The organism is Nocardia yamanashiensis (assembly GCF_021183565.1).
GTDB classification, from domain to species: Bacteria; Actinomycetota; Actinomycetes; order Mycobacteriales; family Mycobacteriaceae; genus Nocardia; species Nocardia yamanashiensis.
This window is the reverse complement of record NZ_CP089226.1, coordinates 3,106,816-3,130,458: the sequence shown is the minus strand read 5'-3', so window position 1 is coordinate 3,130,458 and position 23,643 is coordinate 3,106,816. Positions and strand designations below refer to the sequence as shown.

Below are 23,643 nucleotides of genomic sequence, written 5' to 3'. Positions count from 1 at the left end.
CGCTCAGCGGGGCCCGTTGGTATTGAGGTAGACGACGGGCCCGGGCGTCAGCCGCCGATGGGCATCGAGATCGAGCAGTGCCGCCATGGCCTTCGCGGTGTACACCGGCTCCAGGGTGAGATGCTCCAGATCGGCGGAAAGCGTCTGGGCGGTAGCGGCTTCGGGCGTCGGCTGCCCGTAGCCGGGACCCAGCCAGTCGGTGACGATCTCGAGATTGTCTGCGGCGGTGACGCTTTCGGGAATCGCCGCACCGCGCGCCCGCAGCAGATCCGCGGTGCGATTCGCCAGCTTGGTCAACGTCGGCGCGTCCAGCCGCAGCGTGTCGTTGACGACCACGCCGACCACGCGCGTGGACAGCCCGGCCAGCCGCAACCCCAGCGACAGCCCCGCCACCGTGCCGCCGGAACCCACCGCGGTGACGATATGCGATGGCTCGGGCAGCTCGCCCGCCCGGATCTGCGCCGCGAGTTCCAAAGCGCCCTCGACGTATCCGAGCGCGCCGACGGGGGAGGAGCCGCCCGCGGGCAGCAGATAGGGCGGGGTGCGGCCGGAGAAACCACGCGCCAAGATGTAGGGCGCGGCCAGTACGGTCCGCAGTTTGGAGTGGGTGAAACACAGCTTCGCGCCGGAGGCCCGCAGCCGCTCCAGCTGATGGCGGACATGGTCGTCCACCGGTTGATCGACCAGCGCCAGTACGGTTTTCAAGCCCTGTTCGCGGCCGTAGAGCGCGCACGCCAGGCCCCAATTGGTGCCCAGCCCGCCCACCGTGACGATGGTCCGCCGCCCGCGCCGCCGGGCATCCGGCAGCAGCCACTCCAGTTTTCGCACCTTGTTGCCGCCCCAGCCGCCGTCGCCGAAGGCGCTGTCGTCCTTGATCCAGAGTTCGGATCCGGCGGGATCGAGCGAGGTCAGCCGCCGCACCGGGGTGGGTTCGGCATTCAGCGCGAGATGCGGGAGGGTGTCCGCGAGCGCTGGGTGGAGCTGATGTAGATACGGCGTCACCACTTCAACATATCGACTGTCCAGTTCCGTGACGAGCGTCCGGGACGGAACGGGGGCATGCTGGATCATGAGCACGAATTCCCCGCCGCCCGGCCGCCGGCCGCCGGCGATATCGGGGCTGGTGATCGCCGCGACGGCGGTGGTACTGGCCCTCGCGGTCACGCTGTATTTCGCGGTGATCCGCGACAGCGGCGACGAGTCGACCGGCACGGCCACCACCGGCCAGGCCGACCGCACCGTCACCACCTCGGGCACCGGACCCGCGCCCGGAACTTTCGCGTCCGGCGCCGGTACGTCAGCGCCGGGCACCGCCGGTCCCGCCACGTCGGCGACGAATCCGGGAGCGAGCACCGCACCCACGTCCGGCCCGAAAACCTTCGCCTACCAACCGCTCTGGCCTTTCGCCGATGTCGCGGCGGCGGCCGAATGGCAGCGGTCCTACCGGGACGGCGGGCATCAGCCCTGGCACCTGGATGCCGCGGCCACGGCACAGAGTTTCACGACCGGCTACCTCGGCTACACCGATGTCGACAAGGTCCTGCAAACCACCGTGCGCGGTGACGAGGCCTGGGTAACAGTCGGTTTCGACAATCCCAACGCCGTACCCGTCCCGGCGGCCGTGCTGCACCTGGCCAAGCTGGGCGCCGGTGACGACGCGCCGTGGGAGGTCGTCGGTACCGAGGATCGCACGCTCACCCTGACCGCCCCGAAGTACGGTGCCCAGATCACCGCGCCCGTGGCGGTTGCCGGTCGCATCACCGGCGTCGACGAGAGCCTGCGCGTCCAGGTGCTGCAACTGAACGCAACCCGGCCGGCCGGCGAGGCCGGTGGCATTCCGGCGGGCGGCCAGGACAGCCCGTGGACGGCGACGGTGCCGTTCGCGGCGACCTGCCCGGGCGCACTGACCATCGCCGTGTCCACCGGCGGCCATCTACAGGAGGTGGAACGCTTCGCGCTCACCGGCGTGCGCTGCTGACCCGCCCTCTCGCCGCACCTCGCGCTGGTTACCGCGCTCCCGTCCCGGAGTGTCCGGCGGTACAAGGCAATTCGCCACGCATAACCGGCGAGTCGCCATTCCGGAACGCGTACCGTGGAATCGAAGGAAGGTGACCGCCGTGCACGGACTGGTGGTCGGCAGCGACGAAACCACGGTTACCGCGTGTCAGCACCGCGGAACCGGTCCCGCATACCCGCATCGCCCGAAATCCCTTGTCCCGGCGTGTCGTTCGGCCCTCCCGAAACCCACTCTATCGCAGGGAGAATCATGCCTGGCGTGACCGATCGAGTCGTCATCGTCACCGGAGCGGGCGGCGGCCTGGGCCGCGCCTACGCGCGTCTGCTGGCGCGCGAGGGCGCGCAGGTGGTGGTCAACGATCTCGGCGGCGAACGCGACGGCACCGGGTTCGGCACCGATATGGCCGACACGGTGGTGGACGAGATCCGCGCCGAAGACGGTACGGCCGTGGCGAATTACGACAGCGTGGCCACCGTCGACGGTGCGCGCGCACTGGTGGACGCCGCGGTGCGCGAATTCGGTGCGGTGCACGGCATCGTCAACAACGCCGGCATCCTGCGCGACACCAGTTTCGCGAAGATGAGCCCGGAGCAGTGGGACGACGTGCTGCGCGTGCACCTGTACGGGGCCTATCACGTCACCCAGGCCGCCTGGGGGTACTTCCGCGAGCAGGGCTTCGGCCGGGTCGTGATGGCCACCTCCACCTCCGGCCTGTTCGGCAATTTCGGCCAGGCCAACTACGGCGCCGCCAAACTCGGACTGGTCGGGCTGATGAACACCCTCGCCATCGAGGGCCGCAAATACGACATCACGGTCAATGCCGTGGCCCCCATGGCCGCCACCCGCATGACCGCCGATATCGCCCCCGCCGATCTGCTGCGCAAGCTCCCGCCCGCCCACGTCGCCCCGGTGGTCGGATACCTGGTCAGCGAGGAGTGCGAGGACACCGGGCTGGTGCTCATCGTGGGCGGCGGCACCGTGCAGCGGGTGCAGTTGTTCGCGGGCAAACCGGTGTTGTTTCCGGAGGTGCCCACGGTGGAAGAGGTGCGGGAGAATTGGAGTCGCATCACCGATATGTCCGACGCACAGCCCGGGGCGAACCCCGTGGGCTGAGCAATCTCGAGGAGCCTCGCCATGAGCGAGAACAGTTGGGACGCAGTTGTTGTCGGAGCCGGGGCGGGCGGTTTGTGCGCCGCCGCCAGGCTCGCGCACCTGGGCTACCGCACCCTGGTGGCCGAACGTCTGGACCGGGTCGGGGGACGCGCCTCCACCGACCTGATCGACGGTTTCACAGTCAACAACGGCGCTATCGTCATCGAGCTCGGCGGCGTGACCGAGCAAACCTTCGCGGAGGTGGGCGCGAAATTCGAAGTGCGACCGGCGGACCCGCCGATCCTGTACCGGATCGGCGGCCGCGATGTGGATGTCACCAGTGGCGGCTGGGGCCTGCTGCTGGCGCAATTGGCCCGGCAGGGCGCGCAACTGCTCGACGAGCTCGACGCCGCGCACGCCGGCGACGAGCCGGGCCGGGAACTCTCCACCGCCGAATGGGTGCGGCGGTACACCAGGAACGAAGCGGTGCTGGGGATCTTCCGCAATATGTGCGGTTCGGTCTTCGCCGTCGGCTCCGAGGAACTGCCCGCGAGGGTGTTCCTGAACTACTTCACGCACAAACCGGCGCTGGAGAAGTTCGGCTTCTGCCCGCAGGGCACCATCGGGGTGTGGCGGGCGCTGGCCGAGGCGGTGGAGCGGGACGGCGGCGCGGTGTGGCTGGACAGCGAAGTGCAGCGGTTACTGGTCGAGGACGGCCGGATCGTCGGGGCAAGGATCCGGAAGGGCACCGAGATCAGTGACATCGCCTGCCGTTTCGCGGTCAGCGATATCGGGCCGTCGGCCACCCTGGACCTGGTCGGGCTCGAGCACTTCCCGGCGGACTACGTCGGCACGGTGCTGCAACGGGACCTGCCCAGCGCCATGATCTCGGTGAACTTCGCCAGCCGCGAACCCCTGGTGACCGCGCCGGGCCTGCTCGGCTTCGCGCGCACCCGCAGGCTCTGCTACGTCGCGAATTTCACCGCCACCTGCCCGGAGATGGCGCCCGACGGCTGGCACCTCTACGTGGGCAGCGGGGTGCCCAAACCGTCGGTGGGCGACTTCGACGCCGACGCCGAAACCGCGCTGGTGCTACAGGATCTGCGCGAACAACTACCCGGATTCGATGCCGCGCGCATCCTGTCGATCAATGTCACCCGGGACGACTGGCCGCCCCAGCGCGCCGTCCCCGGCTACGACCTGCCGCGCGAGACGCCGATCCCGAACCTGTGGAATGTCGGCGACGCGGTGAAGGAATACACCGACGGCGGCACCAGCGCCTGCGCCGAAACGGCGCGGCTGGTGGCGGAGGAGATCCATCGCCGCGCCGGCGGACCCGGAATCGCGGTGGCGGGTTCCTGAATCGCGATGGCTAGGACAGCTTCTCGGCCATGCCGGGAAGCCGTTCCACCATGGCCACCACGTAGTCCGCCACGATCTCGATCAGCACCGGCCGCTCCACCTTCAGCCCACCGTCCAGCCACACCAGGATCAATTCCGCCGCGCCGCCCGTGATGAGTTGCGCCAGGGCGGTGATGGCGGTGTCGTCGCCCTCGGGAATGTCCAGCAGCAGCCGGGTCTGCTCGATGATGACCTGCGCGACCTTGCGCATGCCCTCGAACCGGCGGCGCATCAGCTCGGCGCTGCCGTAGGCCTGCGCGAAGGCGATATTGGCCCGCCGCGGATCGTCGGTGACCGCGACGATGAGCGCCGCCACCCCCGCGCGGATCTTGGTCGCCGGATCGCCGGGCGTGGCCGCCATGGTGGAGCGCGCCTGTTCCAGGGCCGCCTCCTGTACTTCGTCGAGCAAAGTGCCCGCCAGAGTGTCCAGATCCGGGAAGGATTCGTAGAAGAACCGCGGCCCCACCCGCGCCTGCTCGCACACCCCGCGCACGGTCAGCGCGGCCAGCCCCTGCGTGCCGACGATCTCCAGGGCCGCGTCCAGCAGCCGCCGGCGGCGTTGCTCCCGGCGTTCGTCGGTGGAGGTGCCGCGATAGGTCCCCTGAAAAGCGCGCGTCACCCACCCAGCTTGACACAGAAGTCCGGAAACAACCGTTTACGGAAACACTTGTTTCCGATACCGTGGAATGGTGTCCCGAAGGGAGACCGACGATGAATCTCCTTGTGCCCTCGGATTTCCGGTTGCCCGCGCCGTTGCGTGACCCGCACGCGCGTGCGCGGTTGAACCATCGGATCCAGAAACGCGCGCACCGGCTGCTCGAACGCTATCCGTCGCCGCCGCGCGCGCTCGCCGACCCGCCGCCGGGCAGTGGATTACGGCCCGTCATGGGCGATTTCGGACCGCCCGGCATCGGCCACATTCTCGGTAATCTCGCCGACCCGATCGGTTTCGCGCGCGAACGCACCGCGCGTTACGGCCCGGTGCAATGGATGGGCGGATTCGGCCGCCCCATCGTCGGCCTGCTCAGCCCCGCCGCCGTCGAGGACCTGCTGCTGGATCGCAACCACGTGTTCTCCGCGCAGCAGGGCTGGGAATTCCTGATCGGCCCGTTCTTCAAGGGCGGAATCCTGTTGCGGGACTTCGACGAACACGCCTACCACCGCCGGATCCTGCAGCAGGCGTTCACCCGCACCCGGCTCATCGGCTATCTCGATCTGACCACGCCGCGCATCGTGCGCGGGATCGACGCCTGGGAGCCGGGTTCCGGATTCCTGCTCTACGACCGGGTCAAGGAATTGCTGCTGGAACAGGCCACCGTGGTGTTCGCGGGAGCGGAACTGGGGCCGGAAGGCACCCGGCTCTCCGCGGCCTTCGAAGCCGCGGTGCACGGCGGGCAGGCCATCGTGCGCACCAATCTGCCCGGGGGAGTGTGGCATCGGGGGCTGCGCGGGCGGCGGGTGCTCGAGGAGTACTTCCGGCGCGAGATCGGCACCAAGCGCGCCGGGGACGGCGACGACCTGTTCAGCGTGCTCTGCCGTGCCGAGACCGACGACGGGGACTCGTTCGGCGACGCGGACATCATCGATCACATGATCTTCGTGATGATGGCCGCGCACGACACCAGCACCATCGCCATCTCGATGCTCGGCTACGAACTCGCCCGCGCGCCGGAATGGCAGGACCGCCTGCGCGCGGAGTCGCGCGCCCTCGGGAAACCCGCGCTCGACTATGCCGACCTGGACCGGCTGCCCGGACTGGACCTGGCCTTCCGGGAGATTCTGCGCATGCACGCACCGGTGGGACAGCTGGTGCGGCAGGCCATCGCGGACACCGAGATCCAGGGACACTACATTCCGAAGGGCACGCTGCTCATGGCCGGGCCGCACACCCTGATGCGCTCCGCCGAGTATTGGCACGACCCGGACGTTTTCGACCCGGGCCGCTTCGAACCCGCTCGCGCCGAGGACAAATCGCATCGCTTCGCCTGGCCGGCGTTCGGCGGCGGCGCGCACAAGTGCATCGGGCGCTACTTCGGCGGCATGACCGTCAAGGCGGTGCTGCACCGCATGCTGCTGGGTTACCGCTGGAGCGTTCCCGACGGGTACCGGGTGCCGCTGGTGGCCGGCACCGGGCCGAAACCCGGTGACGGCCTGCCCGTCCGGCTGGAACGGATCTGATCACCGCACATCGCGCGGAATGCCCAGCTCCACATCCAGATAGCGCAGCTCGGGATCGCGGCGGCGGCCGTTGCGGAAGGCCCGGAACACCAGATCCTGCGGATGGCCCACCGCGAACACCTCCCGGAAGGTGGTGACCGTGCGCCGGGGCGCGCCGCGCAACTGCGGGTTGTAACCGGCCTGGGCGAGCGGCCCCTCCCAGATCAGCGCCGCGCCGCCCGGCACGCTGTGCGGGGCGAAGCTCCAGCCCAGATCCCGCATGCGCCGGTCGAATTCGCCCGCGCCCAACCCGGCCACATCCCAGCCGCTGGCCTCGTTGAACAGCTGCCGCCCGTGCAGGAATTGGATGAAACACGGGTCCGGTCCGGGATGCGGGGTGCTCAGATTGATCACGCCGTCCCAGGGCAGCGTGGTCAGCGCCCAGCTCAGCCGGGCCTCGAAATCGGCCCAGTCCGTGCAGGATACGGGCGCGCCGCGTTCGCTCGGCCGGTCCGAGGCCAGGCCGTGCCCGCCGGGTTCGGGGGCGTCCAGATTCCAGGCGCACAGCCGCAGCGAGTCCGCGCCTACGCTCATGCCCTCGCGCAGCACCGTCACCACCGAATCGGCGATCCGCCGCCGGTGCTCCAGGGGCGCGCCGCGCCGCCATCCGGTGCCCCATTCGCGCGCCAGTCGCGGCTGCTGCCGGACCCGTTGCACGGCCCGCCATTGCGGATCCGGTGCGGTGGAATCGGATTCCAACGGCAGCGGTACCGGATCCCACACCCCGTCCGGTTCCGATTGCAGGATCGCCAGCAGCTGCTCGGCGTCCGCGGCGTCGTCGGGCACCGCGATGATGACGTCGATGTCATTGCCCTGCTGCGCGAAATGCACGTGCCGTCCGCTGTGTTCGTCGCGGACCTGGATGAAACGGGGGTTCCATTCGAGGCCGGGCTCACCGGTCTCGACGTCCTCCTCCAGGAAATTCGGCATCGACTTCAGCAGCAGTTCCCAACCCTCTGCACCCACTAACGCCTCCCTCCGGGTTCTAGCCAACCTACCCGTCGGTTCTGGCCCATGCCCGGCCACGGGTATCGGACGAGGCCGCCGCCATGGTAGAACCTGTTCTAGTTTTTACGACGAAGGACCACGAATGCACTGGTACACCGGCAATACCGTCTACGACACCGTGCTCACGATCGCGCTCGCGTTCACCGCGTTCGTGCTGGTGGGCGGACTGTTCGCGCAAAGCCCGTACGGCCGCTTCGCCACCGCCAAGCTCGGTTTGAACCTCAATCCGAAGCTCGGCTGGTGGCTCATGGAGATTCCGGCCACCGTGGTGTTCGCCGTCGCGTACCTGACCGGGCCCAACCGATTCGAGCCGACATCGCTGGTGCTGGCGGCCATCTGGATTCTGCACTACGCCAATCGCGGATGGTTCTTCCCCCTCTCCATTCGCCAAGTACCCGGAAAACGAAGCAGTTTCAATGTATCCGTACTCGGCATGGGCATGCTCGTCACCTCGCTGCACGGGTATCTGAACGGTGCGCTCTTCAGCCACGACTACTTCGGACAGTATGGAACCGAGTGGCTGACCGATCCGCGATTCCTGGTCGGCCTGGTCGTCTACCTCGGTGGATTCGCCCTGCTGACCAGTTCCGAGGCGATCGTGCGGAACCTGCGTGACAAGAACAACCCGGGCGCAGCGGAATACAAGATCCCGTTCGGGCTCGGGTACAAGTTCGTCACCAGCCCCACCTATCTCGGCGAGCTGCTGGCCTGGGCCGGGTTCGCGCTGCTGACCTGGGCACTGCCGGGCGTGATCATCTTCCTGATCACCTTCGGCAATCTGGTGCCGCGCGCCTTCGCCACGCACAAGTGGTACCAGGAGAAGTTCCCCGACTACCCGGCCGATCGAAAAGCCCTGGTGCCGTTCGTGATCTAACGACCGTGCCGCAGCGCCTTGTCCCGGTACATGGCGCTGTCCACGGCGTGCATGAGCTCGTCGATGGCGGTGGCATCGGTATCGACCAGGGCGGTGCCGATGCTCGCGCCGACCGTCACCGCCAGCCCGGCCACATCGAACGGGTGCCGCAGCGCGCTCAACAGCCGCTCCACCACATCGTCCAGTTCGGCTGGGCCGGAGCAGTTCTCGATCAGCACGATGAACTCGTCGCCGCCGAGGCGGGCCACCACCGCCTTGTCCGGGAGGGTGGCGCGCAGCCGGGCCGCCACATCGCAGAGCACCTGATCGCCCGCGGTGTGGCCGCGCTGATCGTTGATCTCCTTGAAGCCGTCCAGATCCAGGTAGCAGACGCCGACCTGACCGCTGGCGGCGTGCAGGCGATCGAAGAAGAGCAGGCGGTTGGGCAGGCCGGTCAGCGAATCGTGGTGGGCGTCGTGCCAGAGCTGATCGGCCAGCTGTTTGCGCTCGGTGACATCGACGGTGACGCCGATCAGGAAGCGGGGTGCGCCGGCGCTGTCACGGACCACGGTCATGGACAGGTCCACCACGGTCTTGGCGCCGTCGGGGCGGGCGTGCTCGGTCTCGATCCGGAAGCGGTCGATGGAACCGGCCAGCAGGCGCTGGAATTGCTCGAAGGCGGCGGTGAGGTTCTGCGGGCCGAGAATGTCGGCGACCGAGCGGCCCGGCATATCGGCGGCGGGCCGGCCCAGCGCGTCCGCCATCGCCTGATTGACGTCCACCACCAGCCCGGTGGTGACGTCGATGGTGCCGATGCCGACCGACGCGCCCTCGAAGATGGCCTGGAATCGGGCCTCGGACAACTGCCTTCGCGCCTCGGCCTCGCGGACCGCGGTGAGCGCGGCGGTCAGAGTGGTCTCGTGCTCGGCCAGCGCCGCGCTGCGCAGGCCCGCGCTGAACTCGGCGGCGAATTCGGCGGCCAGTTCGATGGCCCGCTCGCGCACCGGCCAGTAGTCGGCGCAGTCCTGGTCCGGGCAGGCGGCGGTGACCAGGTCCTTGCACAGCACCAGCACCGAGCGGTGCACGGCGAGCGGATCGCGATAGTTGGCGGCCACCAGGGCGGCGGCGGCTTCACGGGCGGCGGACATGCCCTCGGCGCCGCGCACCGCCGCCAGCAGGCGCGGGGCGAAACCGGTGAGCAGCTCCTCGACCTGGTCCCGGGTCAAGGTCGGCGCGACCGCGCCGTCCAGCATGTCGGCCCAGCGCACCGCCAGCTCGTGTGCTCCCACCGGTCTCACCCCCTTTGCCGCGAACTCGATTCGCCTGCTCAGTCTTTCCGGCCGACGCCCGCCAAACCGAGCGAGCGGCCCGGTGTCTCGTGCTGGTCCCGGTCGGATTCGGGACGCCATTGCGGCAATTCCACCACGCCGGGCTCGACCAGGGTCCAGGCATCGAAGAAGGCGGTGATGTCGGGGCGGGAACGGAAGTGAATACCGATCTTGTTCTGCTGGGCGGCATTGTTGCCCAGTTTCGCCGCGTCCTCCGGGCGGGTGGCGGAGGTGAGGTGGGAGATGGCGACGAAGCTGCCGGGCGGGACGGCGTCGTGCAGGGCCGAGACGAGTTCGCCGGGGCGTTCCTCGTCGGCGACCAGGTGCAGGACCGCCACCAGCAGGACGCCGACCGGTTGGTCTACGTCGATGAGGCCGGTGGCCTTGGCACGTTCGAGCAGATCGGCCGGCTTGCGCAGATCGGCTTCGAAGGCGTCGGCGCGGTCGTTGCCGCTCAGAATGGTGCGCGCGTGCGCCACCGCCACCGGATCGATATCGGCGTAGAGCACCCGGCACTGCGGATCCAGCTCCTGCGCGATCTCGTGTACATTGCCCGCGGTGGGAATCCCGGAGCCGATGTCCAGGAACTGCCGCACCCCCGAATCCACCAGGAACCGCACCGCCCGGCGCAGGAACGCGCGATTGCTCAGCGCCACCCGCGGCAGATCCGGCACCAGTTTCTTGGCCATTTCCGCGGCCTGGCGATCGACCTCGAAATTGTGCGAGCCCCCCAATAGCGCGTCGTACATCCGCGCCGGACTCGCCTGAGTCATGTCCACGCCCTCCGGGGCCCACGCCGGTCTTTCCATCCGAAACCCTCCTGCGACAACGAATCGAACCCGGCCGACTGTCTCGGGAGGCGGGCCCGCAATCGATCCGGCCGATCCCGCGTTCCCGATCATCCGGACGGTGCAGTCCAGATGTTAGCCGCCGTTCTCCAGAACGCTTGCAGCGATACCGTTCTCGTTCCAGGGGAGGTCCCGAACATCGGCCAGCAGCAGCCGTCCGCCCAACAGCAGCGAACCCACCGCGATCGCTCCGAACACCAGCACCCACAGGATGCCCGGGATGCGGGTCAGCCGGGCCAGCTGGAAGGCATCGGAATTCGGTTCGTGCGCCCGGTTGCGCTGCAGCTCCACCACCGGCCGCGCCGCCGCCAGCAGCAGGAACCAGGCCGCCAGATACGCCAGCGCCGCCTGCGCCGTATCGGTCCCGAACCATGACACCGCGAACACGATCCCACCCGTGATCAGCACCGACAGCGCCCCGTACACATTGCGCACCTTGAGCAGAATGATCAGCAGCAGCACGATCGTCAGCCACAGCATCAACGTGATCCGATGCGCCCCCAGCAGCGCCGCGTACCCCAGCCCCACCAACGCCGGCGCCGGATACCCCGCCGCCGTGGTCAGAATCATCCCCGGCCCATAGGGTTTCCCGCTCGACACCGTCAGCCCGCTGGTATCCGAATGCAGCCGAATACTGTTCAACCGCCGCCCCGTCAGCAACGCCGTGAACGCATGCCCACCTTCGTGCGCGATGGTCACGATATTCCGCAATAGCCGCCAGGTGGGCCGGAACGCCACCAGCACCAGCGCCACCACCCCCGTCCCCACCACCAACTGCCACGGCGGCGGAGTCTGCGTCCCCGTCACCCGCTCCCAGATCGAACTGCCCCGTTCCACGAACTCTGCGGTGTTCACCGCCGCAGATTAGCGGCCGACGCTGTGAACGACCACCGCATCGCGGGTCGCTAGTTGGCGTCGATGCGGGTGATGAGCGTGCGATCACCGACCGTCCGGGTGGTGACGGTCTGCCAGTAGGTCTCCGGCAGGGAATCAGGGCGCTGCTCGGTGACACGAGCCGTCCATCTGTCGGTGCTCCCGCTGACCGGAGTGATCTGGACGCAATACTGGGTTCCCTCGGGCATGACGTCGATCGCGCTCTGGATCTTCTCGGCCGGCGAGATGTTCGTTGCGTCCTCGGCGACCACCTCGCGCGCCGCCGCACCGGAACGCAGTGTGTAGTAGGCGTACTGGAACGCCAGGACCACATCCGGCCCGCTGGCTGTGCTGCCGGGACCGGTCCCCGACAACACCTCGGGACCGCGATGCTGGGGGCAATAGAGCATCGAGGGGCCGGTGGTCGCCGGCGGTCGGGCGTTGTCCTCCGCGAACGGCATCCCCACCAGCGCCACCGTCACACCGGCTGTGATCAGCAGCCCGGCCACCGCGAGGACCGCCGGCCCACGCCACCGCGTGCCGGTACGAACACCACGGCCCAGCCGGGCGATCGGTGTGCGGCGGCCCGCTTTCGTGGCGCGCTGCGCACCGAGGGCCGCCGCAACCGCATCCGAGAATTCGGCGCAGGTCGCGAACCGGTCCGCAGGTTGCTTGGCCATCGCGCGGGCGAGCACCGGATCCAGCGCGGGTGGCAGGTCCGGCCGCAGCGCACTGGGCGCGGGCGGCGGCTCCTCGAGATGGCTGTAGATCAGTTGCAGCGGATCCTCGCCGTGGAACGGCGGTCTGCCGGTGAGCATTTCGAACACCGTGCAACCGAACGAATACACATCGGTCCGCCGGTCGAGTTCTGACTCGCGGCGGAACCGCTCCGGCGCGGAATAGCGGAAGCTGGCGAGGAACTGCCCGGTCTCGGTGAGCCCGCGCCGATCGTGCATCGACGTGGCGATGCCGAAATCGGTGAGCAGCGCCCATTCCCGCGGTTTCGCGGTCAGCAGGATATTGGCGGGCTTCACATCCCGGTGCAGCACGCCGCGGTCGTGGGCATGGTCCAGCGCCGCGGCGACATCGGCGATGATGGTCAGCGCGCGCCGGGGATCCATCGGCCCCCGGGCGATCTGTCCGGCGAGGTCCGATCCGTCGATGTGGGCCATCGCGATCCACAACTGCCCGTCTTCCTCACCGCGCGCGAAGATCGGCACGATATGCGGATGGGACAGGCGCGCAATGGTGTTCGCCTCCCGCTGGAAACGCCGCCGCATCACCTCGTCGGCGGCGGCTCGGCGATTGAGCACCTTCAAGGCGACGAGCCGGGGGAGATTGTGGTCGTGGGCCGAATACACCTCGCCCATCCCGCCGGAGCCCAGCAGTCGCACGATCCGGTAGTCCGCGAAGACGACACCCGGCCGGAGCTGTCCGCTCAACGGTCCCTCCCCATTCGATCCCGCGCCGACGATACCGGGAATCGTGGTGCGGGCGAACGGGGTAGGTCAGTTGGGTCGGGGCATGACCGGGTAGCGGATGAGGGTCTTCATCGACTCCGGTGCGACCCGGCCCGGGGCGGACAGATAGATCTCGTGGTGGCGGCCTCGGAGGGTGCGGCCTTCGTCGGTGAGGAAAGCCATCAGGTGGGCTCGGGTCGGGGGTTCGGTGGCATACGGTCCGATGTGGAGGATCTGGGCGCACTCGCCCTCGTCGAACAGTTCCCAGCGGACCTGGTCCACGGGTAGGTTCGGTTTCTTCTTGCGGGTTATCGCGAAGGCTTCGGTTACCGTGTCCGGATCCGCTTGCGGCGGTTGCTGAATCATCATGGTCCAGGTCCAGTCGCTGCGGTCGGCGCTGGGGCCGCCGTCCCATTGGCCTTGTAGCGGGGGGACCGAATAGAGCACTGTGCCAGCTGATTTCAGCAGGGCGCGGATGCCGTAGGCGACCGCGTACAGGGCGCTGACGGCCGCGGCGTATTCCGGGCCGTCGGGGTCACCCTTACCGTCGATCATGAGGAACGGCAGCTCGGGGACCGTGAGCAGGAGGGGCTCCGGTCGTGGGGCGTAGAGCTGCCGGTACTCGGTCCGGAGGTTCAGCGTGTCCATGGGAGCGATTCTGAACCCTCCAGCAACGGGACAGTCAATACCGCGTTCAGGCTGCGGCAGGATTCTCCAGGACGATGGCCACGCCCTGGCCGGAGCCGATGCACACGCCGATCGCGCCGTAGCGGGCATTGCGTTCGCGCAGTTCGGTGGCCAGGGTGAGGACGTAGCGGGCCCCGGTGGCGCCGAAGGGATGGCCGATCGCCACCGCGCCGCCGTTCGGGGTCAGCTTCTCGTCGGGGATGGTGAATCCGCCCAGCTGATTGGGCAATTCGCGCAGCACGCCGAGCGCCTGGGCGCTGAAGGCCTCGTGCACCTCCCACACGTCGATCTGCTCGGGCGTGAGCCCGGCGCGCTGGATGGCGAGGGGGAGCGCCCACGCCGGAGCCAGGCCCATGAAGAGCGGATCGATGCCGTACACCGCCGACGACACCACCCGCGCGAGAGGTTCGACCCCGAGTTCGGCGGCCCGCTCACCCGAGGCCAGCACCAGCGCGGCGGCCCCGTCGGTCAGCGGCGTCGAGTTGCCGGCGGTCATCTGCGTGGTCCCCGGCTGCGGGGGCAGCGCCGCCAGCCGTTCGGCCGTGGTGTCGTCCCGGATGAACTCGTCGTGCTCGAACAGCCGCGCGGGCGTCTTGCGGTTCCCGGCGATCTCGACCGGCATGATCTCCTTGGCCAGCCGCCCGGAATCCCTGGCCGCCTTGGCATTCCGCTGGGTGCGCAGCGCGAACGCGTCGATCTCCTCCCGGGTCAGCCCATACCGGTCGGCCACGTTCTGCGCCGTCTCGATCATGCCGATGTACGCGTTGCGGGCCAGCAGCGCCGGATTGGCCGGACCGCCCGCACCCGCCCACATGGTGTCGAGCAGGATGACCGGACCGCGCGGTCCGAACGGGGAATCGCCCTTCATGTACGCCCACCCCGACCGCGACATGGACTCGACGCCGCAGGCGATCCCGACGCCCAGATCCCCGGCCTTGATGGCATGCGCGACATTGATGGCGGCGCTCAGCGACGATCCGCAGAACCGGTTGATCGTCACTCCGGCCACGCTGTCCGGGAACCCCGCCGCCAGCGCGCCCCACCGCGCCACATCGCCCATGCCCTCGTGCGCCGGATTCACACACCCCGCGACGATGTCCTCGATCTGATCCAGGCCCACCCCGACCCGCTCGCACGCGCCCTTCATGGTCATGCCCAGCAGATCGTCGGTCCGAATATGCGACAGCGAGCCACCGTAGCGGGCGAACGGGGTCCGGACCCCGCCGAGCACATACGCTTCCGTCATCACGATCTCCTTCGAAGGCTTCGGGTTGCGGCCCGGGCGAGCCGCCGGCCGCCGTTATCGATCTTGCCTCGATTCCGGCGATTCCGGCGGGATCGACGGACGCGACTACCGGACGGCGACGTCCAATACCCAGATCACGCCGAAACGGTCCCGCAGCATCCCGTAGGCCGGCGTCCAGCCCGACGGACCCAGCGGGACGCGGACGGCCGCGCCCTCGGACAGGGCGTCCCAGTAGCCCGCGATCTCCTCCGCGGTTTCCCCGCGCACGGAGACGAAGAAGGAATTCTCGCCCGGCCGATGGGGGAGCGGCCTCGGCACGTCGTAGGCCATCACATGGAAACCGTTGGGCGCGAGCACCTGTCCCCACATCACGTGCTCGGGCGTGGTCGCGTCCGGGACGTTCCCGGTATCGGCGTAGGTGACGGCGACCAGGTCGCCGCCGAAGACCTTCCGGTAGAACTCCAGCGCCTCACGCGCATCGCCCCGGAAGTTCAGGTGGGTGGTGGTCTGGATCGACATGCGGTTCACCTTTCGGATGCGCGGCTCGTCGCCGCCGGATCGTCCCGTTCTCCGGGTACGAGACGACCCTCGCAGCGGTAGCGGACAGGATGTGTCCGCTACTGCTGGCAGACTCGAGCTCGTGCCCAAGACCTCCGCGAGATTGCTGGCGTTGCTGTCGCTGTTGCAGGCGCGCCGCGACTGGCCGGGCGTGCTGCTGGCCGAACGCCTGGCGGTGAGCCCGCGCACCGTGCGCCGCGATGTGGACCGGTTGCGCGAACTCGGGTATCCCATAGCGGCTTTCAAAGGCCCAGACGGCGGCTACCGGCTCGAGGCCGGAACCCGCCTGCCGCCATTGCTTTTCGACGACGAACAGGCGGTCGCGCTCGCCGTGGCGTTGCGGACGGCGGGCGGTTCCGGCGCGGGCATCGCCGAGGATGCGGCGCGGGCGCTGGCCACCGTGCGCCAGGTCATGCCCGCGCGCCTGCGCAACCGTGTCGACCGCCTCACGATCTCCACCGTCGAAAGACCTACGACGCAGCGGGATTCACCGGTGAGCGGCAAAGTCCTCGAGGCGATCGGCGCCGCCGTGCACGCGTGCGAGGTGCTGCGGTTCGACTACGCCTCCCCGCCCGGTACGGCAGACCGTGCACCGGGTCCGCCGCGCCGCGTGGAGCCGCACCATCTCGTCGTCCGCGCCGCGCGCTGGTATCTGGTGGCCTGGGATCTCGAGCGCGCCGATTGGCGCGTCTTCCGCGCCGACCGCATCACCCCGCGCACCCCCGCCGGTCCGCGCTTCGTCCCCCGCGAGCTCCCCGGCGGCGACCTGAACAATTTCCTCACCGGCCGCTTCCGAGGCGCGGAGGCGGGCGCCGGCTGGCCCTGCCGCGGTGAAGTGATCCTGCACCTGCCCATCGCCGAGATCACGCCCTACCTGCGCGACGAAGTCGCCGAGGAACTCGCCCCGGATCGCACCCGCCTGCTTCTCGGCTCCTGGTCGTGGATCAGCCTGGCCACCATGATCGGCAGGTTCGACGCCGAGTTCGACGTGCTCGCCCCGCCGGAACTCACGTCCGCGTGCGCCCGCCTGGCCCGCCGCTACACGGCCGCGGCTACGCCCGCGACACGGATCGAAACCTAGTGCCCGGAACACTTTTTCGGCCGCGCTCGAGTCGATGAGCGCGGCCGAGAAGCAATCGGGTGATTCAAACGGCGATCGCCGGCGGGTGATAGCGGCTGCAGAGTTTGGTCCACGCGTAATTGCCGTGCACCCAGGCCCGCAGGCTGCGCGCGACTCTTCGTTCCGCCGGACTCAATTCCGGCAGCGCCGTCAGGGCGGCGATCTGGGCGGCCTGCTCGTCGAGCAGTTCGGTGTAGAGCTCGACGATGTCGTCCAGCGCGACAGTCAGATTCGTATCGGCGCGCAGCACGGTCACGTAGTTGAGCGAATCGTCTTCCTTGACGGTGGAGTACAGGTCGTTGACGATGGCGCACAGCACGGCGCTGGTCTGGCGGACATCGCGGAACAGGCGCAGGTGCGCGGGGGCGATCTCGCCGTAGGCCAGCTCGATCAGGTCGAAGGGCGGGAACAGGCCGATACTGAAAGTACGTAGGTATCGGTACGCGCCGGGTGACGGCATCAGATCCATCTGCCGGTACGGCATCTCGAACAGGCAACCGTGGAAGAACATCCGCATATCGGTGGCGAACTGATCCAGCCACGCCTCCCCGGCGAAACGGGCGCACTGCTCGCGGAAATCGCTGAGCGCCACCAGGTATCGATTGTCGGATCGCGGCTGCTCGCCGCGCAGCACCCGCTCGCAGGCATCGAAGACCTCGATGGCCGCGGTCGGATCCGTGCCTTCCCCGTAGACGTCGTCGAACAGGAACATCCAGCCGATCAGCTTGGCCGCCAGCTCGATCACCTGGACCGGCGCGTCCGGGAGTGCGTACGCGGCGCAACTCCAGCAACAGGTTCGCTCGAAATGCCCGCCGCCGTCGAGGCCGTGCCGCCGGGCCCAGCGCAGCACTTGTTTCCGGACATGATCGACGTGGGGGCTCGGGAATACTTCCTCATGGGGCAGGCGCTCGACCGCCGCCATGATTTCCTTCATCTGGCGCTGTGATTTCATCAGACTTCCTCCGCATGCGTGGCAGCTATCAGAAGAAGCAGCCGGCGCCGCGCGGTCCTGAGTCGCCGGACCGTCCGTCCCTGATCGTCCGCCGAGAAATCCATTGTTTCCCAGCTACGTTCGTCAGGGGCGGTAACGGGCTATCGAAGGCGTAACGACCAGGGGCGGATCTCTCGCGGATACCGTTGCTCCGAATTCGCCGAATCCCTTGGGACTCAATGGGTTGCGAGGAGTTCGCGAACCCGGAGGTGACAGCTGCCCTACTGTCGATCATATCCGGAGATACCGGTCGATGGCGAGCAACCGGTGGGTATCTCCTGACCAAATGTGCCGAACTGCCCTGCGGCATAACGACTTCAGAGATCACTCGAAGTCGGTCCGAGGTCCACTTCGCGGCGCTCGATGACCTCGGCCGCGCGCGCGAACGCCGATCGATCACGCTGAACAGGACGTTCGCCCGAGTTTGCTGAAGCACGAAACGGCCGGAGTGCGAAGCGTTATGCAAACGATGCCGCCCCGCGGTCCCGACATTGACGTTCGGCGGGGCGCCGCCGCGGCGCGGTCCGGCGGCGCGCAGAATATGACCATGGATACCGTCACCGCCTCGGATCTGCGGAGACTGTTGGCCGCAGCGAACCCTGATGCCTGTCTGGTGCTGGCCGAAGGCCGCACGCAAGTCGTCCCCGCCGGCGACGCGCCCGGCATGATCCTGATCGACCGCGCCCAGGTGGAGGCCCGGCTCGGACCGGACCCGGAGGAATCCGCGCTCGTCGAATACGCGGCCCTGCTCGACTCCGAGGTCCGCCTGCAGGGCGGCTGACCGCGTTCCCTACCGTATGGTCGGTAGGGCCATGTTGACCTTCTTACTAGCGCTCGCGGGGTTCGCCCTCCTGGACTCACTGCACGTCCTGAACATCGGGATCACCGCCGCGGTAGTGGTCGACTCGCGCCTGGGCCGGCGCTCGCCCGTGCCCGGGGCCTTGAGTTTCATCACCGGGATATTCGCGGTCACAACCACATTCGGCATCGTCACGGTGCTGGGTCTGAGCTTCCTGACGGACCTGATCCAGTTCGACATCACGCCCACCGTCCGATACTGGGCGGAACTGGTGGTCGGCGCGATCCTGCTGCTGCTCGGCGGGGTCCGTTTGTCGGGCGGGGCGATGGGGTCGATGCCGTCTTGGGCGATCGAAGCGCGCCGCCGTCCGCTGTGGCTCGGCCTGCTCGGCGCGGGCATCGGGCTCGGGCAGGCGCCGACCGCGGTGCCCTACCTCGCGGCGCTGGCCATGCTCACCGTCCGTGAGCCGCGGCCCGCGCTGTGGCCGCTGATCGTCGTCGCCTACTGCCTGATCGCACTGCTGCCGCCGCTGCTGGTGCTGATCACCGCGACCAGTCGCTCACCCCGGGCCCAGCGCGGCTACCGCGCTCTCGTGCGGGGCCTGAACCGGTACGGTCCGCTGTCGGTTCGCATCGTCTTCCTGCTCTGCGGCGCACTGCTCGTCCTCGACGCGCTCCGGAATTATTCGGCGCTCTGAGTCCCTTGTCACCGGCATCGCGAAGGAGCAGTGTGAGGTGCACCGGTGGCGCCGCCGGGGTGCTGCCCTGAGCACCGAGGAGGTGGGTCGTGTTCGCACGCTCTACCACCATTCACGCGCGGCTGTCCGCGATCGACGCCGGTACCGCGCATGTCCGCGACGAAATCCTGCCCGCCCTGGAATCCTTCGAAGGTTTCGTGGGGCTGTCCCTGCTGATCGATCGGCAGCAGACCGGCCGCTGCATCGTGACGACCGCATGGGAGTCAGAGGAACTGATGCGCGCCAGTGCGGCCCGCGTCCGTTCCATGCGTGACCAGGCCGCCACCATGTTCGGCGGCAGTCCCCAGGTCGAGGAATGGGAGATCGCGGTCCTGCACCGCAACCATCACACCCCGTCCGGCGCCTGCGTCCGCGCGGTCTGGGTCAAGACCGAACCGGATCGCCTCGACGCCGCCATCGAAGGCTACAAAGTCATGTCGCTGCCGGGCATGGAAGCGCTCGAAGGATTCTGCAGCGCAAGCCTGCTGGTCGACCGCGAATCCGGTTATGCCGTCTCGTGCGCCACCTACGATTCCGCCGACGCCTTGAAACAGAACCGCGCCCAGGCCACCGCCCTCCGCGACCAGACCACCCGCCAGACCGGTGTCAGCGTGGTCGAAGTCTGCGAATTCGAACTGGCACTCGCGCACCTGCGGGTCCCCGAACTGGTGTAATCCCGCGGCGGCGCCGTCAGGGTCGCGGCGCCGGCGCCCGCGCGGTGAGCACCTGCCCGGTCCGCCGCCGCACGTCCATGCCCTCGGTTCCTTCCCACCGAGCCGCGACGATGTACAGCGTCGAGCCGTCGGGCCCACCGAGCGCGCAGGCGAACGGGCTGCGATCGAGCGGAACCTCCGCGAGCACCGCCCCGCCCTCCGCGATCAGCAGGCACCCGGTCATCGCCGCGCACCACACCGACCCGGCCGCATCCAGGCAGATTCCGTCCGGATGGCCATCGACCTCGGCCCAGACCCGGCGCCGGCCCAGGCTGCCGTCCGGCCGGATATCGAAGGCGGTCAATCGTTTCGCGTGCGACTCGGACACGATCAAGGTCGAGCCGTCCGCGGTGATCACCATCCCGTTGGGGAAATACAGTTCATCGGCCACCTGCCGAACCGTCCCCTCCGGCGTCACCAGCGCGATGACCCCCGTCGACGGTTCCTCCCCGGCCATCATGTCGAACCCGATCCCGTTGACGTAGGCGTTCCCTTGCCCATCGACCACGATCTCGTTCCACGGATGTTCGTCGACCCCCGCCAGATCCGCATACGTCACCAGCCCATCCCCGCCCTCCCGGCACAACACCTTCCGCCCGGCACTGTTGTCCACGATCACCATTCGCCCATCGGGCAGCCAATCGAAACAGAAGGGCAACCCCTTCATCCGAAACTCCACCGCAACCCGCCCCGCCGAATCCACGCTGAGCACTTCCCCCGCCATCCAATCCGACAACCACAACCGCCCCCCGTGCCACCGCGGCGACTCACCCAGCGCCAACCCCTCCACCAGCACCGCCGACTCCAACAGCCGCCCCGTCATACGCCACCTCCGACTCGAACGATCCCGATATCTGGATGACGACCCAACCCCCCGAAACTAATCGCCGTCGTCAGGCGCAAGCGCCGCGACCTTCTCGGCCACCGCAATTCGCCATAGAACCGATCGGCCCCATCCCGCACCGCCTCGGCGTCAGGCGTGCCCTAGGCCGACAGGTTCAGGGCGGTGGGGACGGCGTCGAATGTTGCGCGCAATCGGTCGAGCAGGGCGGTCCGGCCGCCGGTTCCGTCGGTGGCGACCCAGTCTCGGCCGGCGATGCTCCAGGCGGTGGTGGTCGTTTCGGCGAGAATGCGGGGGCGTAGATCCCCGGCGGGGAGGGTGAGGGTTGCGGTGAGCTGGTCCGCGATTTGTTTCTGTACGCCGGTTCGGGTGTAGCCGACGTGGCCGAGCAGGCTGGGGGCGGTGAGGATCAGTCGCCGGGTGGCGATGTAGCGCCTGTCCCAGTCTTCCGGGAGTGTGTGGACCGAATCGGCGAGTACGTCGTGCAGCGCGGCCAGGACCGGGCCGTCGAGTTTTCGTGCGGTGAGGGCGTCGAGAAAGCTTGTCCAGAGCTCGGTTTCGGACTCGATCGCCACATCCTCCTTGGTGGGGAAGGCGCGGAAGAAGGTGCTGCGCGAGACCTCGGCGGCGTCCACCACCTCCTGCACTGTCGTTGCGGCGAAACCCTTTTCGGTGAACAACCGCAGTGCCGTGTCGGCGAGTGCGCGGCGGGTGCGGATTCGTTTGCGTTCGCGTAGCGGCAGGGCGTCGGTGGTGGCCATGCCGTGATCCTAGCGCCTCGTGAACCTTGGAATCTAAAGAAACCAAGTTTTAATTGGGACTTGCGCACGAGTGGAACTGAGTGTCAGAATTGGAGTCGTCAACGAACACCCCTGATGCAGGAGATCGCCATGAGTGCCACCGCCTCGACCACCCTGAACCCGTCGATCATCGGCCAGGCCGAGAAGCATCACACCGCGGTCCTGGCCCGCGCCCTGGCCGGCACCACGCTCGATGAGAAGCAGTGGATCACCCTCAACCAGGCGGTCGCCGCGGATGGGCCGATCGAACGGACCGTGCACGTCACTCGCATCGCCGGTATGACGCAATGGAATCCGGCGGACGTCGACCATGCCGTGACGGCGCTGCTGGCGGCAGGACTGCTGGATGTCGCATCCGGAGAGCGGCTGGAGGTGACCGCCGCGGGCGCCGCCCTGACCGCCCAGGTCCGCGCCGCGTCCGGCGCGATCGTGCAGGCTGCCTACGGTGCGATCGACCCCGAGGACCTGGCCGTCGCGGCGCGCGTCCTGACCACCATCACCGCCCGCATGTCCGAGGAACTGGCCCGCGCCTGAAGCCGGAACACCCACCACGCCAACGAAAGAGGAAGCCATGTCCACCTTGACCGCCGACCGCATCGAGATCAGCGACCTGTTCGCCCGCTTCGCGCTCCTCCTGGACGAGCGGCGCTGGGACGACGCCCACACCGTCTTCGCCGCAGACGTGCGGGTCAACTCGCCCCGGGTGCAAGTCCAGGGCATCGACAAGGTCGTCGCCTTCATGCGCCAGGGCGAAGTAGATGGGGAACGCAGCCAGCACACGACCACCGACCTGCTGGTAACCGTCGACGGCGATCACGCTGCCGCCCAAGGCAACTCGCTGGTGTTCTACTACCGGGACGGTCAGCCGCCGCACCAGACCGCCGGTCTCCGGCAGGTCTGCACGGCGACCCGGACGGCATCGGGCTGGCGGCTCAGCGAGGTGCAGGTCGTGCCCGCCTGGGTTCGCAAGGACTGATCACCGCACACGCTCGATCGTCCAGGTGATGCCCAGCAGTGCAAGGGAATTCAGGAACTCGGCAGGCTCGAAGGCCTCGGCGGGCGCGAGGGCGCCGGGTTCGGTCCCGCCGCCCGCCAGGCGAACCGCCGCCTCCACCGCCATGATCGCGGTGTCCCGGTACGCGTCCGGCCCGGTGAGCACGCCGCGGACCGCGGTGCCGTCGGATCCGATGGCGTCGAGCACCAGCTCGTACCGCAGATCGGTGCTCGGCTCGGGCAGCGATTCGAGCAGCTCGGGCGTGAAACCGGCCAGCTGCGTGAGCATTTCGGCTTCGACGACGCCCGCCACGAAGGACACGTCGGTGTGGCGCGGGATGGTGAGCACCGGCGGCTGCTGGAATTTGGCGACCGCGGTCGGCTCCGCGTCGCCCGGGAAGGTCATCAGCGTATGCCGATCGATCGGACCGGTGCGCAGCTCGCCGCTCTCGTAGTGCCAACCGCCCGCCCGGAACCAGTCCAGCCCGGCCAGCACGGTTTCCGCGCTGCCCCGCGACCCCGACCCGGTGCCGCGGGTCACCAGGCTCATCACGATCTCGGCCGGTCCGGGCACCTGCCGAGCGGCCGAATGGGCGAGCAGGTCGCCGGGCAGGTTGCTGTTGGTGATGCCCGCCAGGATGGTCACCCCCGCGGCCGCGGCTCGCGGGCCGTACTCGTAGAACGCCTTCTTCAGGAACAACTGCTCGCCGGAGGTGTCGGTGTAGTGCGCGCCGGCCGCGATGGCGGCGGCCAGCACCGGTTCGCCGAAGGTGACGTAGGCGGGCAGCGTGCTGATCACCACGTCGGCGTCGGCGAACGCGGCGGTCAGGGCGGCCGGGTCGTCCAGATCGGCGATCCGGATCTCGGCGTCCGGCATGCCCGCGGCGGTCGCGGCGGCGCGCAGCCGGGTGTCGTTGCGGCCCACCAGAACCGGCGTGATGCCACGGCGGCGGAGCTCGTGCAGGGCGTAACCGCCGGTGTGACCGGTGGCTCCGTAGACGGCGACGGTGGGGTGCTGCGGGTTCGAATGCTTCGCGGTGTTCGTCATGAGAACGAAGTTAT

At 68.6% G+C, this 23,643-nt stretch carries 25 protein-coding genes; 11 read left to right on the top strand and 14 right to left on the bottom strand.

Going from position 1 to position 23,643, the window contains the following annotated elements; translation table 11 throughout:
• Nucleotides 1–3 precede the first annotated feature (3 nt).
• Entirely contained in the window at nt 4–1,002 is a 999-nt protein-coding gene (locus tag LTV02_RS15245; RefSeq protein ID WP_233040616.1) for a 1-aminocyclopropane-1-carboxylate deaminase/D-cysteine desulfhydrase, read from the bottom strand.
• Between the two features lie 67 nt (nt 1,003–1,069).
• Here LTV02_RS15245 and LTV02_RS15240 point away from each other — a divergent pair, with 67 nt between their 5' ends.
• The 3 genes from LTV02_RS15240 to LTV02_RS15230 all read left to right on the top strand — a co-directional run bounded on the left by LTV02_RS15240 (nt 1,070) and on the right by LTV02_RS15230 (nt 4,471).
• The gene (locus tag LTV02_RS15240; protein ID WP_233040615.1) at nt 1,070–1,978 is read left to right on the top strand and encodes a Gmad2 immunoglobulin-like domain-containing protein; all 909 of its coding nucleotides are present in this window, start codon (nt 1,070–1,072) and stop codon (nt 1,976–1,978) included.
• A gap of 288 nt (nt 1,979–2,266) precedes the next feature.
• Entirely contained in the window at nt 2,267–3,130 is an 864-nt protein-coding gene (locus LTV02_RS15235) for an SDR family oxidoreductase (RefSeq protein ID WP_233040614.1), read from the top strand.
• Nucleotides 3,131–3,151: 21 nt separating this feature from the next.
• On the top strand, nt 3,152–4,471 hold the full coding sequence (locus LTV02_RS15230; RefSeq protein ID WP_233040613.1) for a phytoene desaturase family protein: 1,320 nt from the start codon (nt 3,152–3,154) through the stop codon (nt 4,469–4,471).
• A gap of 10 nt (nt 4,472–4,481) precedes the next feature.
• Here LTV02_RS15230 and LTV02_RS15225 read toward each other — a convergent pair whose 3' ends face one another.
• Nucleotides 4,482–5,129, bottom strand: a complete 648-nt coding sequence (locus LTV02_RS15225) for a TetR/AcrR family transcriptional regulator (RefSeq protein WP_233040612.1) — start codon at nt 5,127–5,129, stop codon at nt 4,482–4,484.
• 92 nt (nt 5,130–5,221) lie between these two features.
• Between LTV02_RS15225 and LTV02_RS15220 the strand changes: the two genes are divergently transcribed.
• On the top strand, nt 5,222–6,688 hold the full coding sequence (locus LTV02_RS15220; protein ID WP_233040611.1) for a cytochrome P450: 1,467 nt from the start codon (nt 5,222–5,224) through the stop codon (nt 6,686–6,688).
• On the opposite strand, the gene LTV02_RS15215 is transcribed toward LTV02_RS15220, so the two are convergent.
• Nucleotides 6,689–7,693, bottom strand: a complete 1,005-nt coding sequence (locus LTV02_RS15215) for a TY-Chap domain-containing protein (RefSeq protein WP_233040610.1) — start codon at nt 7,691–7,693, stop codon at nt 6,689–6,691.
• Between the two features lie 124 nt (nt 7,694–7,817).
• Between LTV02_RS15215 and LTV02_RS15210 the strand changes: the two genes are divergently transcribed.
• Nucleotides 7,818–8,609: a phosphatidylethanolamine N-methyltransferase family domain-containing protein gene (locus LTV02_RS15210; protein ID WP_233040609.1), complete on the top strand. Its 792-nt coding sequence runs from the start codon at nt 7,818–7,820 to the stop codon at nt 8,607–8,609.
• Here the strand turns inward: LTV02_RS15210 and LTV02_RS15205 are convergent.
• From LTV02_RS15205 to LTV02_RS15175, 7 genes are all read right to left on the bottom strand, one after another.
• A complete protein-coding gene (locus tag LTV02_RS15205) occupies nt 8,606–9,877 on the bottom strand; it encodes a sensor domain-containing diguanylate cyclase (protein WP_233040608.1) in 1,272 nt (423 codons plus the stop codon). The two genes, LTV02_RS15210 and LTV02_RS15205, sit on opposite strands and share 4 nt — an antisense overlap.
• Before the next feature lie 38 nt (nt 9,878–9,915).
• Nucleotides 9,916–10,725, bottom strand: coding sequence for an SAM-dependent methyltransferase (locus LTV02_RS15200; RefSeq protein WP_233040607.1), 810 nt, complete (start codon nt 10,723–10,725; stop codon nt 9,916–9,918).
• A gap of 114 nt (nt 10,726–10,839) precedes the next feature.
• Nucleotides 10,840–11,619, bottom strand: coding sequence for a M50 family metallopeptidase (locus tag LTV02_RS15195; RefSeq protein WP_233040606.1), 780 nt, complete (start codon nt 11,617–11,619; stop codon nt 10,840–10,842).
• 50 nt (nt 11,620–11,669) lie between these two features.
• Nucleotides 11,670–13,079 carry a serine/threonine-protein kinase gene (locus tag LTV02_RS15190; RefSeq protein WP_233040605.1) on the bottom strand — a complete coding sequence of 470 codons (1,410 nt, stop codon included), beginning with the start codon at nt 13,077–13,079 and terminating at the stop codon, nt 11,670–11,672.
• Between the two features lie 66 nt (nt 13,080–13,145).
• Nucleotides 13,146–13,745, bottom strand: a complete 600-nt coding sequence (locus LTV02_RS15185) for a GyrI-like domain-containing protein (protein ID WP_233040604.1) — start codon at nt 13,743–13,745, stop codon at nt 13,146–13,148.
• A gap of 46 nt (nt 13,746–13,791) precedes the next feature.
• Entirely contained in the window at nt 13,792–15,030 is a 1,239-nt protein-coding gene (locus LTV02_RS15180; RefSeq protein WP_233040603.1) for a thiolase family protein, read from the bottom strand.
• A gap of 105 nt (nt 15,031–15,135) precedes the next feature.
• Complete coding sequence (locus LTV02_RS15175; RefSeq protein ID WP_233040602.1) at nt 15,136–15,549, bottom strand: VOC family protein; 414 nt, start codon at nt 15,547–15,549, stop codon at nt 15,136–15,138.
• Between the two features lie 121 nt (nt 15,550–15,670).
• Here LTV02_RS15175 and LTV02_RS15170 point away from each other — a divergent pair, with 121 nt between their 5' ends.
• On the top strand, nt 15,671–16,669 hold the full coding sequence (locus tag LTV02_RS15170; RefSeq protein ID WP_233040601.1) for a helix-turn-helix transcriptional regulator: 999 nt from the start codon (nt 15,671–15,673) through the stop codon (nt 16,667–16,669).
• Between the two features lie 64 nt (nt 16,670–16,733).
• Here the strand turns inward: LTV02_RS15170 and LTV02_RS15165 are convergent, their stop codons facing one another.
• On the bottom strand, nt 16,734–17,660 hold the full coding sequence (locus tag LTV02_RS15165) for a terpene synthase family protein (RefSeq protein ID WP_233040600.1): 927 nt from the start codon (nt 17,658–17,660) through the stop codon (nt 16,734–16,736).
• A gap of 586 nt (nt 17,661–18,246) precedes the next feature.
• Between LTV02_RS15165 and LTV02_RS15160 the strand changes: the two genes are divergently transcribed.
• The 3 genes from LTV02_RS15160 to LTV02_RS15150 all read left to right on the top strand — a co-directional run bounded on the left by LTV02_RS15160 (nt 18,247) and on the right by LTV02_RS15150 (nt 19,908).
• Nucleotides 18,247–18,480, top strand: coding sequence for a hypothetical protein (locus tag LTV02_RS15160; RefSeq protein ID WP_157762110.1), 234 nt, complete (start codon nt 18,247–18,249; stop codon nt 18,478–18,480).
• Between the two features lie 31 nt (nt 18,481–18,511).
• On the top strand, nt 18,512–19,195 hold the full coding sequence (locus LTV02_RS15155; protein ID WP_233040599.1) for a GAP family protein: 684 nt from the start codon (nt 18,512–18,514) through the stop codon (nt 19,193–19,195).
• A gap of 89 nt (nt 19,196–19,284) precedes the next feature.
• Nucleotides 19,285–19,908 (top strand): antibiotic biosynthesis monooxygenase family protein, encoded by a 624-nt coding sequence (locus LTV02_RS15150; protein WP_233040598.1) that lies wholly within the window; start codon nt 19,285–19,287, stop codon nt 19,906–19,908.
• 16 nt (nt 19,909–19,924) lie between these two features.
• Here LTV02_RS15150 and LTV02_RS15145 read toward each other — a convergent pair whose 3' ends face one another.
• Together LTV02_RS15145 and LTV02_RS15140 are read right to left on the bottom strand one after the other, a co-directional pair.
• On the bottom strand, nt 19,925–20,770 hold the full coding sequence (locus tag LTV02_RS15145) for an SMP-30/gluconolactonase/LRE family protein (RefSeq protein WP_233040597.1): 846 nt from the start codon (nt 20,768–20,770) through the stop codon (nt 19,925–19,927).
• A 161-nt stretch (nt 20,771–20,931) separates the two neighbouring features.
• Nucleotides 20,932–21,549, bottom strand: coding sequence for a TetR/AcrR family transcriptional regulator (locus LTV02_RS15140; RefSeq protein WP_233040596.1), 618 nt, complete (start codon nt 21,547–21,549; stop codon nt 20,932–20,934).
• A gap of 129 nt (nt 21,550–21,678) precedes the next feature.
• Between LTV02_RS15140 and LTV02_RS15135 the strand changes: the two genes are divergently transcribed.
• Nucleotides 21,679–22,122, top strand: coding sequence for a hypothetical protein (locus LTV02_RS15135; RefSeq protein WP_233040595.1), 444 nt, complete (start codon nt 21,679–21,681; stop codon nt 22,120–22,122).
• A 37-nt stretch (nt 22,123–22,159) separates the two neighbouring features.
• Nucleotides 22,160–22,564 (top strand): nuclear transport factor 2 family protein, encoded by a 405-nt coding sequence (locus LTV02_RS15130; RefSeq protein ID WP_233040594.1) that lies wholly within the window; start codon nt 22,160–22,162, stop codon nt 22,562–22,564.
• Here LTV02_RS15130 and LTV02_RS15125 read toward each other — a convergent pair whose 3' ends face one another.
• On the bottom strand, nt 22,565–23,629 hold the full coding sequence (locus LTV02_RS15125) for a saccharopine dehydrogenase NADP-binding domain-containing protein (protein WP_233040593.1): 1,065 nt from the start codon (nt 23,627–23,629) through the stop codon (nt 22,565–22,567). It lies immediately after the preceding gene.
• Nucleotides 23,630–23,643 lie beyond the last annotated feature (14 nt).

Coding starts and splice junctions, on each gene's coding strand:
- LTV02_RS15240 (WP_233040615.1), top strand. CDS start 1,070: ATGAGCACGAATTCCCCGCCGCCCGGCCGCCGGCCGCCGGCGATATCG.
- LTV02_RS15235 (WP_233040614.1), top strand. CDS start 2,267: ATGCCTGGCGTGACCGATCGAGTCGTCATCGTCACCGGAGCGGGCGGC.
- LTV02_RS15230 (WP_233040613.1), top strand. CDS start 3,152: ATGAGCGAGAACAGTTGGGACGCAGTTGTTGTCGGAGCCGGGGCGGGC.
- LTV02_RS15220 (WP_233040611.1), top strand. CDS start 5,222: ATGAATCTCCTTGTGCCCTCGGATTTCCGGTTGCCCGCGCCGTTGCGT.
- LTV02_RS15210 (WP_233040609.1), top strand. CDS start 7,818: ATGCACTGGTACACCGGCAATACCGTCTACGACACCGTGCTCACGATC.
- LTV02_RS15200 (WP_233040607.1), bottom strand. CDS start 10,725: ATGGAAAGACCGGCGTGGGCCCCGGAGGGCGTGGACATGACTCAGGCG.
- LTV02_RS15185 (WP_233040604.1), bottom strand. CDS start 13,745: ATGGACACGCTGAACCTCCGGACCGAGTACCGGCAGCTCTACGCCCCA.
- LTV02_RS15180 (WP_233040603.1), bottom strand. CDS start 15,030: ATGACGGAAGCGTATGTGCTCGGCGGGGTCCGGACCCCGTTCGCCCGC.
- LTV02_RS15175 (WP_233040602.1), bottom strand. CDS start 15,549: ATGTCGATCCAGACCACCACCCACCTGAACTTCCGGGGCGATGCGCGT.
- LTV02_RS15165 (WP_233040600.1), bottom strand. CDS start 17,660: ATGAAATCACAGCGCCAGATGAAGGAAATCATGGCGGCGGTCGAGCGC.
- LTV02_RS15160 (WP_157762110.1), top strand. CDS start 18,247: ATGGATACCGTCACCGCCTCGGATCTGCGGAGACTGTTGGCCGCAGCG.
- LTV02_RS15155 (WP_233040599.1), top strand. CDS start 18,512: ATGTTGACCTTCTTACTAGCGCTCGCGGGGTTCGCCCTCCTGGACTCA.
- LTV02_RS15145 (WP_233040597.1), bottom strand. CDS start 20,770: ATGACGGGGCGGCTGTTGGAGTCGGCGGTGCTGGTGGAGGGGTTGGCG.
- LTV02_RS15140 (WP_233040596.1), bottom strand. CDS start 21,549: ATGGCCACCACCGACGCCCTGCCGCTACGCGAACGCAAACGAATCCGC.
- LTV02_RS15135 (WP_233040595.1), top strand. CDS start 21,679: ATGAGTGCCACCGCCTCGACCACCCTGAACCCGTCGATCATCGGCCAG.
- LTV02_RS15130 (WP_233040594.1), top strand. CDS start 22,160: ATGTCCACCTTGACCGCCGACCGCATCGAGATCAGCGACCTGTTCGCC.
- LTV02_RS15125 (WP_233040593.1), bottom strand. CDS start 23,629: ATGACGAACACCGCGAAGCATTCGAACCCGCAGCACCCCACCGTCGCC.